Consider the following 7,818-nt stretch of genomic DNA (forward strand, 5'->3'; position numbering starts at 1 on the left):
CGAAAGAGGTGCATAACAAATGGAATATGTATTAAAAGTAAACAATGTAGAAAAAACATATGGGAAAGGCACGAATACTTTTGAGGCTCTTAAAAATATAACATTTTCAATAGAACCAGGTGAGTTTGTCGGTGTAATGGGACCATCTGGTGCTGGGAAATCCACATTATTAAATGTACTGGCAACAATCGATTCCCCAACGAGTGGAGATATTTTTATCGAAGCAGATAATATTGCGAAGATGAAAGAAGATAAGTTGGCAGACTTTCGACGAGATCATTTAGGATTTATTTTTCAAGACTATAATTTGCTAGATTCTTTAACGGTAAGAGAAAATATTTTATTACCACTTGCAATTGCTAAAATGCCAGCCAAAGAAATTAACGAAAAGGTAATTTCTATAGCCAAAACATTTGGCATTGAAGATCTATTAGATAAATATCCGTATCAACTTTCAGGTGGACAAAAACAACGGACCGCTTCATCTCGTGCATTAGTAACGAAGCCTAAACTATTATTTGCGGATGAGCCGACAGGAGCACTTGATTCTAAATCAGCTACTGAATTTTTGGAAAATCTGCGTTCCTTAAATATTGAACAAGAAGCTACAATTATGATGGTCACACACGATGCCTATGCCGCAAGTTTCTGCCGACGAATTCTTTTTATAAAAGATGGGCAATTATCGAAAGAAATGGTTCGTGGTAATCGGACACGCAAAGAGTTTTTTCAACTCATTTTAGATGAATTGGCAAATTTAGGCGGTGATGAGCATGACAATGTTTGACTTAGCACTTAAAAATATTAAACGTAATCTAAAACATTATGCTCTCTATATTGGAGCAACCGTGTTTTCAATTATTATTTATTTTACTTTTGCTACATTAAAATATAGTGATAATTTAAGTGGCTTAGCAGAAACATCCAGACAAATAAGAGGTATTATGAGTGGTTCTGCTTTCGTGTTAATGATATTTGTGGCGATTTTTATTTTGTATTCCAATACGTTTTTTATGAAAAAACGAAAAAAAGAAGTGGGATTGTACTCTTTATTAGGGGTAAGAAAAAAGAAAATAGGTTATCTACTTTTTTTCGAAAATATGATGATTGGAATTATTTCATTAATTATAGGGATTGGACTTGGTTTCTTTTTATCTCAACTCTTCTTAGCTATTTTACTGAAATTGATGGGAATTCAGATGGAACTAGGATTTACTTTCTCGTCTCAGGCCGTTATTGAAACATCTATTGTGTTTTTCGCTATCTTCCTAGTTACTTCATTACTTGGCTATCGTGTTATTTATAAATTTAAATTAATTGATTTGTTTCAAGCTGCTAATAAAGGAGAAGAAAAACCGAAGTCACGTTTAATCATCGCATTGGCAGGTCTATTATCCTTAATTCTAGCTTATTGGATGGCATTACAAGATTTGATGACGTCAGATGTATGGCACCATCTAGGTTTAGCTACACCACTTTTAATCATTGGATTAACGATTATTGGGTCCTTTTTATTATTTAATAGTGTGCTCGTTTATGTTTTAACCAAATTGAAAAAAAGAGAAGGTTGGGCTTGGAAAGGTCTTAATGTGATGACAGTTTCACAGCTTCTCTATCGTATTCGTGGTAATGCTAAGACATTAACAATTATCACTATCTTAAGCGCAACAACGATTACAGCTGGTGGTGCGGTGTTTGGGATGTATTATAACACCGATAAAACTGTTCAATCATTTGCACCATTTTCCTTTATGTGGCAAGGGTCACAACATGAAATCTCAGATGAGTCGGTAGAAGTTGCTATTGATTTTGAAGTGAAAAATATACGTGTTTCTAGTGAAGAAATGGATAGAGAATACAATATTATTAATCAATCAACATTTGAACAGCTTGCGCAAGCGTTGGACTGGGATAATATTGAATCAATAAACAATAAACAAGAAGAAGCATTATTGATAGACCCTTTCTACGACGAACGTTGGTCAGAAAAGACTGAAGAAGTATTAGTGGATGGCAATCCGTATCAGATTAGTAAAATGTACACCACATCTATTGTTAATATAGAAGTGCTGTCAGGAAGCATGCTTGTCTTAAGTGATGAACAGTTTGAAGCATTAGATCATAAAGCAATCGATTATCATGTCATTCAACTTGATAATTATAAAAAGCACGCAGACTTATCTGAGCAATTAGCTTCTTCCCTTGGTACGGAGAATTTTTCAAGTGCAATTCGTGATTATCAAGAATCATTAAAAAGTTCAGGCACTCTATTGTTTGTTGGAAGTTTCTTAGGATTAGTGTTCCTATTAGCAACAGGAAGCATTATTTTCTTTAAAATGATGACAGAAGCAGAAGAAGATAAGAGTAAATACGGGATTCTTTACAAAATTGGTGTATCCAAACGTGAGATGAAGCAAACGATTCGTTATCAAATGGGCTTCGTATTTGTCGCACCATTAATCCTCGGATTAATGCATGGGGCTGTCGCTCTAATTGCTTTTTCAAATTTATTGCAAATGAATTTATGGAAGCCGATCTTATGGTGGATGCTCGCATACACACTCATCTACATCATTTATTATTTCATTACCGTAAGAGGATTTTATCAAACAACGATGCAGGAGGAGAATTAAATTGAAAAAACTATTTGGTTTTATCGGTATTTTAGTATTATTACTAGTCGTGGGAGCCGTATTATTGACAACAGTAGATTTTAATCGTATGGGGAAGAATAATGTATATGTAGAAGTTATAGAATCGACCGAAATACAAGAAGATAAGCTAGATACTGGTGAAGTGATGACTAGCTATTTATATAAGCAAACAGCATTTAATGAAAAAGGGGAAGCAATAGAAGTGGAGTTTTCCGCACAAAAGGAATTACGTCAAGGAGCATTTTTAAAACTATATGTAAAACAAGGAAATAAAGTTACTTCATACGATGAAGTGAAGTGGGAGGATGTTCCTGCAGAAGTCCAGAAGAAACTGAAGGAACAGGAATAGTGAAATCCTTACAGAAAAGTATAGTCGGGTGCCTAGTAAAATAGGCTCCGACTATATTTATGCATTTTTAAAAAATATAATCAGTGGAAGATACATAGATTTTCTTCTAGATATATTTAAAAAAGTTTTAAATGCACAGAGATTTGCCACTCGGTACGATTGGCTCTCAGTTGAGGAGGTGATGTGCTAATTTTATTAGATATTCTATATTTAATTAATCACATATTCTTAAGACCTAACTCTACAAATTATAAATTAGATTTCTGGCAGCTATATCAATTACTGGTGAATTAAGTATTAAAATTCGTTCTATATTTTTCAAACGCTTCCAATATAAAATATGGGAATGGCTTTTCCCTTGGAGTAAGATATAAACAATCTTTTCTTTATGAAATTTACTAGAAATCAGCATTTTTTAGTTTCCACAATCCAAGGATATTTGAAATGAGTATCCATGACAAAAGGATTAATATGGCGCTCATCAACTGACCATTAAATGTGAGAGTACCCATTTCAGCAAGGGCATGCAATGACTTTTCCGGTAGCAACACTAAAACCATGTCTGAGAAACCAGCCGGGAACAGTTTAATTAAAGCAGGTAGGAACATAACGCCAAGTGCGAACATAATTCCACCGGCAGCTGATCGAAAGTAAAATGTACCAGCTGCACTTAATAAACTATAAAATAACGGCAGAATGACAGTCCCAATCAGTTTAGACAGCAATGCTTGATTGTTGAGTGAAACTGTATGCATGTTATTTGCAAGAAGGACAATTTGATCTAATCCAAAGATGATTAAAGTCAAGGTTATACTTATAATGAGAGATAAAATCATGATAAAAAAAAATTTAGAGAGATAGAACTTTTGACGAAGTGGCATAATCGCCAAAGATGTATGGATGGAACCATGTGAAAACTCTTTGGAAATAAAAGTTGCTGTAAAAATAATCAGCATGATGGCCGCAACATCCATCCCCAGCAATGAAATATCAATGACTTCCATAGCTGGCAGTTCAGTTAAATTCTTTCCCTGAGTCACTCCAAGGGTAAATAAAAAAATTAAACCAAAAGATATACTCAACAAACATAAAACTATTAAATAATTTCGATGGCTTGACAGAAAATTGATTTTCTTAAAATCAGCCTTGATTAAGTGCTTCATTGTTTTTCCCCCTTTCATACTTATGTGATACGTAATCGGCTTTCCCTTTGGTTATTTCCATAAATAATTCTTCCAATGTAGGTTGGACTTTTTTGAGCTGGTAGATGACAATATCATGTTCACTAGCAAGATGACCAATTTCTCTTGAATCTAAATTCCGTACTTCCAAACTATCTTTTTTTTGCACCACTTCAGCACCATTTGTTTTTAAAGCCTTAGTCATTTTAGCCAAATCATTTGCTTCAACATAGACAAAAGAATTTAAACTTTTTTGATTCATTTCTTTAATGGTCATATCTGCAAGCAGTTTACCTTGCGCAATAATGATAATACGATTGGCTACGGCTTGTATCTCACTCATCAGGTGACTCGATACAATAACAGTTTTCCCTTCATCTGCAAGCTGTTTAAATAACTTCCGAAGCCACTTAATACTATCTACATCCAAACCGTTAAATGGTTCGTCAAGAATAATTGTATCGGGATTACTTATTAAAGCAGTTGCAACTCCTAATCGTTGTTTCATGCCTAAAGAGAAAGACTTTATTTTTTTATTTTGTACTTTTTCCAATCCTGTAGTTTTTAACATATCCTCAACTCTGTTTTTATCAATATTAGCGGCTGTTGAGATGAATGATAAATGTTGACGTGCTGTTAAGTTAACATCTATAGCCGAAGGATCAATTAATGTACCAATTTTTTGTGTCGGCTCAGCCAAGGAACGATAACTTTTATTGTCCACGGTAACTTTCCCAAAGGTGGGATGTACGAGTGAAATAATCATTTTCATTGTTGTCGATTTACCCGAACCATTAGGTCCTAAAAACCCTGTCACCACACCTGGTTTAAATGTTAAATTCAATTGATCTACAACTGTCTTTTGATCATATTTTTTCGTTAAATTGTTTAATTTTATCAATTCTTCTCACCCTTTTTCTCACAATAATATTTATATACACCATCAATAAAATCATTACAGAAATTAAATAAAAACAGATCCTCTTCCGGCCATTGATGACTTTGTTCCAAACCGCTAGTATAAGCTTCAATCACTTCAGAATTGTGATCTGTCGCTCTTTCGATAAATTCAAACCATTTTTCTCCTAACTGATAACCCGTATCACTTTTGTAAGGAACGTTATTTATTTTGTGCGATGTGGCCTCCAAAATAAGTTTTTTCCAATGCCAATAAACTTCAACGATTTCTTTATAGTTGGGATCCCTTTCTTTAAAAAGTTCAGTTGTTTTTTGGTCAAATGAAACAGTAGAATAATCGAGAATCGTTTCTTTATTCAATTTAAGTGCAAGTTCCATCATCGATTCCAAGTCCTGATTTGAATGACCCGTATCAATGGTTGCAACAATGGCCTCGATAATAGCAATATTCATTTTGATTTCCATTTCCTTTTGAAAAAGAATTTCGGCTTGATCTTTTAAAATATCTCTTATATCGTGCTTATTATTGACATTGACAAGATGGTTTTTAATCTCCTTGAGTGGAACACCTAACTTTTTATAAAAGAGAATTTGTTGAAGGGTTAATAAGTCATTTTGTGTATAGTACCTAAGTTTTTTATTTTTATCTCGTTTTGCAACAAGCAACTCGATTTTATCGTAATACTGAATAGTTCTGATGGTTGCTCCAGACAATGCTGCCAACTCACCAACAGAGTACAGTTTTTCACACACATGATCACCTCTTAACATTATTAAACCATGTGACGTAACGTCACGTGCAAGTAGTTTGTAGGGAAAAGTTAAATTTAATATAACAAAACGCCTTATACAATAACAATGTGCTTATTCAAAAACGCATTATTGGAATAAGAAGGCACTATCCAGATATGATGGGCACCATCTAAAACTAATACCAAAAAGACGCCTTGTTTAACAAGGGCGTCCAATGTTAAAAAAATCCAATTTTATTAAAATCGTTAATGTATCCACCCTTGTTGCTCTTGTTCTGATCGATTCTTACTGTATTAGATACTCCATCTGAAAATAAAATGAATTTACCCTGATGTAAATTTATACAATGCTATGGTTGTATAATTATTTACAATGAAAAATGGGAATATCAAAAAGAATATGTGAGAGAAAAGTTTTCAAACGAAGAAACAGGTGAAATCTAATGGAAAAAACGTAAAACAGATGTCGAGTCAGTTTTTTGAGTCTTTGAAAGCTAATTTAGGTTTCACTCGAATATCAGGATCGAGGAACCCCTAAGGTACACAACGAATTAGGTTTTATTGAAACGAATTTGGCACACAGGCTCTTCAATTGGAATTAATCGGATGGAAGAATCATTTATTTTTTCTTCTTTCGTCAAGAACGAACCCAAATCCCTTTTTGGACAGAGCTGTTAACTGCCGCAAATTCATCAACCTCTGTTAGGTGTAAACCCGGCTTCTTCACAAAACTGATTCGTTATTTCTTGAAAGTGATCACCTGCCTTAAAACAATAAAAGATCATAAGAGTTTACTCTGTTGATAGGGAACGACCCCTTTGTTAGTATTGACTTGATAGTCTTTTGGCTTGAAGAATTGCTAGATAAGCTTTAAAACGATTAAAATCAAAAAGGAGGAATTAAAATGGTAGAAGTAAATCAAAACATCGTTCCGCATTTATGGTTTGACAAAGAGGCAAATGAAGCAGCTGAGTTTTATACTTCCATTTTCCCAGACTCAAGAATTATAAATGTAACAACACTCAAAGAAACACCATCAGGCGAATCTAATTTAGTCTCTTTCGAGTTGTGGGGAAAGAAGTTTATGGCGATCAATGCAGGGCCTTTTTTCAAATTCAATCCGTCGGTGTCGTTCATGGTTAATTTTGATCCATCGCGGGAAATAGACGCGAGTGAAAAATTAACTGAGGTTTGGAACAAATTGTCCGAAGGCGGTACAGTGCTAATGCCACTTGATAAGTATCCGTTTAGTGAGAAATATGGTTGGATTCAAGATAAGTTTGGTTTGTCGTGGCAGTTAATCCTTACCAATCCAGAAGGTGATGAGAGGCCATCGATATTGCCCTCGCTCATGTTTGTCGGTGATAAATGCGGTAAAGCAGAAGATGCGATGAATTTTTATTTATCCGTATTTAGGAATTCAAAGCAAGGGCTGATTGCTCGCTATCCCGGGGACATGGAACTCGACAAAGAAGGAACCGTCATGTTTTCTGATTTTATGCTTGAGAACCACTGGTTTACTGCAATGGACAGTGCACAAGATCATAAATTTAGTTTCAACGAGGCAATCTCATTTATGGTATATTGCGACACACAAGAAGAGATTGATGACTACTGGGATAAGTTGTCTGCGGTTCCTGAAGCCGAGCAATGCGGCTGGTTGAAAGATAAGTATGGAGTGTCTTGGCAGATTGTGCCAAGAGAAATGGAAAAGATGATGGGAGGGAGTAGCACACCAGAAAAAATTGAACGTGTTAGTCAGGCAACTCTTAAAATGAATAAGCTTGAACTTGCGGAGTTACAGAAAGCATACAATGGAGAATGAAAATACAGACCGTTTTAGATAAGATAGTAGAATCACTCGACATTAAAAATACAGGATATTCGGAAATAGTGTGGAATGAGGGTTAAAAAGCTATCGGTATATAGATATTTGTTTAGGAAACGGAGAAAAGTGAGGATAT

7 protein-coding genes are annotated in these 7,818 nt (G+C 34.6%); 4 read left to right on the forward strand and 3 right to left on the reverse strand.

Features of this window, described 5'->3' with window-relative positions:
• Window positions 1-19 precede the first annotated feature (19 nt).
• From SPD48_RS06970 to SPD48_RS06980, 3 genes are read left to right on the forward strand one after another with little or no spacing between them, the layout of a single operon-like run.
• Window positions 20-787: an ABC transporter ATP-binding protein gene (locus tag SPD48_RS06970; protein ID WP_336257355.1), complete on the forward strand. Its 768-nt coding sequence runs from the start codon at window positions 20-22 to the stop codon at window positions 785-787.
• Window positions 774-2,633 (forward strand): ABC transporter permease, encoded by a 1,860-nt coding sequence (locus SPD48_RS06975; protein WP_336257356.1) that lies wholly within the window; start codon window positions 774-776, stop codon window positions 2,631-2,633. The genes SPD48_RS06970 and SPD48_RS06975 overlap by 14 nt, the downstream gene beginning before the upstream one ends.
• A gap of 1 nt (window position 2,634) precedes the next feature.
• Window positions 2,635-3,003 carry a YxeA family protein gene (locus SPD48_RS06980; protein WP_336257357.1) on the forward strand — a complete coding sequence of 123 codons (369 nt, stop codon included), beginning with the start codon at window positions 2,635-2,637 and terminating at the stop codon, window positions 3,001-3,003.
• A 398-nt stretch (window positions 3,004-3,401) separates the two neighbouring features.
• Here SPD48_RS06980 and SPD48_RS06985 read toward each other — a convergent pair whose 3' ends face one another.
• The 3 genes from SPD48_RS06985 to SPD48_RS06995 are packed head-to-tail and all read right to left on the reverse strand — an operon-like array spanning window position 3,402 to window position 5,855.
• Window positions 3,402-4,166 carry a hypothetical protein gene (locus tag SPD48_RS06985; RefSeq protein ID WP_336257358.1) on the reverse strand — a complete coding sequence of 255 codons (765 nt, stop codon included), beginning with the start codon at window positions 4,164-4,166 and terminating at the stop codon, window positions 3,402-3,404.
• The gene (locus SPD48_RS06990) at window positions 4,144-5,085 is read right to left on the reverse strand and encodes an ABC transporter ATP-binding protein (RefSeq protein WP_336257359.1); all 942 of its coding nucleotides are present in this window, start codon (window positions 5,083-5,085) and stop codon (window positions 4,144-4,146) included. Before SPD48_RS06990 ends, SPD48_RS06985 begins: the two co-directional genes overlap by 23 nt.
• The gene (locus SPD48_RS06995) at window positions 5,082-5,855 is read right to left on the reverse strand and encodes a MerR family transcriptional regulator (RefSeq protein ID WP_336257360.1); all 774 of its coding nucleotides are present in this window, start codon (window positions 5,853-5,855) and stop codon (window positions 5,082-5,084) included. Before SPD48_RS06995 ends, SPD48_RS06990 begins: the two co-directional genes overlap by 4 nt.
• A gap of 903 nt (window positions 5,856-6,758) precedes the next feature.
• Between SPD48_RS06995 and SPD48_RS07005 the strand changes: the two genes are divergently transcribed.
• Window positions 6,759-7,679, forward strand: a complete 921-nt coding sequence (locus SPD48_RS07005) for a VOC family protein (protein WP_336257361.1) — start codon at window positions 6,759-6,761, stop codon at window positions 7,677-7,679.
• The last annotated feature ends 139 nt before the right edge of the window (window positions 7,680-7,818 follow it).

The sequence above is a fragment of the Pseudogracilibacillus sp. SE30717A genome, assembly GCF_037071985.1.
Classification (GTDB): domain Bacteria; phylum Bacillota; class Bacilli; order Bacillales; family Amphibacillaceae; genus Pseudogracilibacillus.

Excerpts from the sequence above, each read along its gene's own strand:
- SPD48_RS06970 (WP_336257355.1), top strand. The coding sequence starts at position 20 with ATGGAATATGTATTAAAAGTAAACAATGTAGAAAAAACATATGGGAAA.
- SPD48_RS06975 (WP_336257356.1), top strand. The coding sequence starts at position 774 with ATGACAATGTTTGACTTAGCACTTAAAAATATTAAACGTAATCTAAAA.
- SPD48_RS06985 (WP_336257358.1), bottom strand. The coding sequence starts at position 4,166 with ATGAAGCACTTAATCAAGGCTGATTTTAAGAAAATCAATTTTCTGTCA.
- SPD48_RS07005 (WP_336257361.1), top strand. The coding sequence starts at position 6,759 with ATGGTAGAAGTAAATCAAAACATCGTTCCGCATTTATGGTTTGACAAA.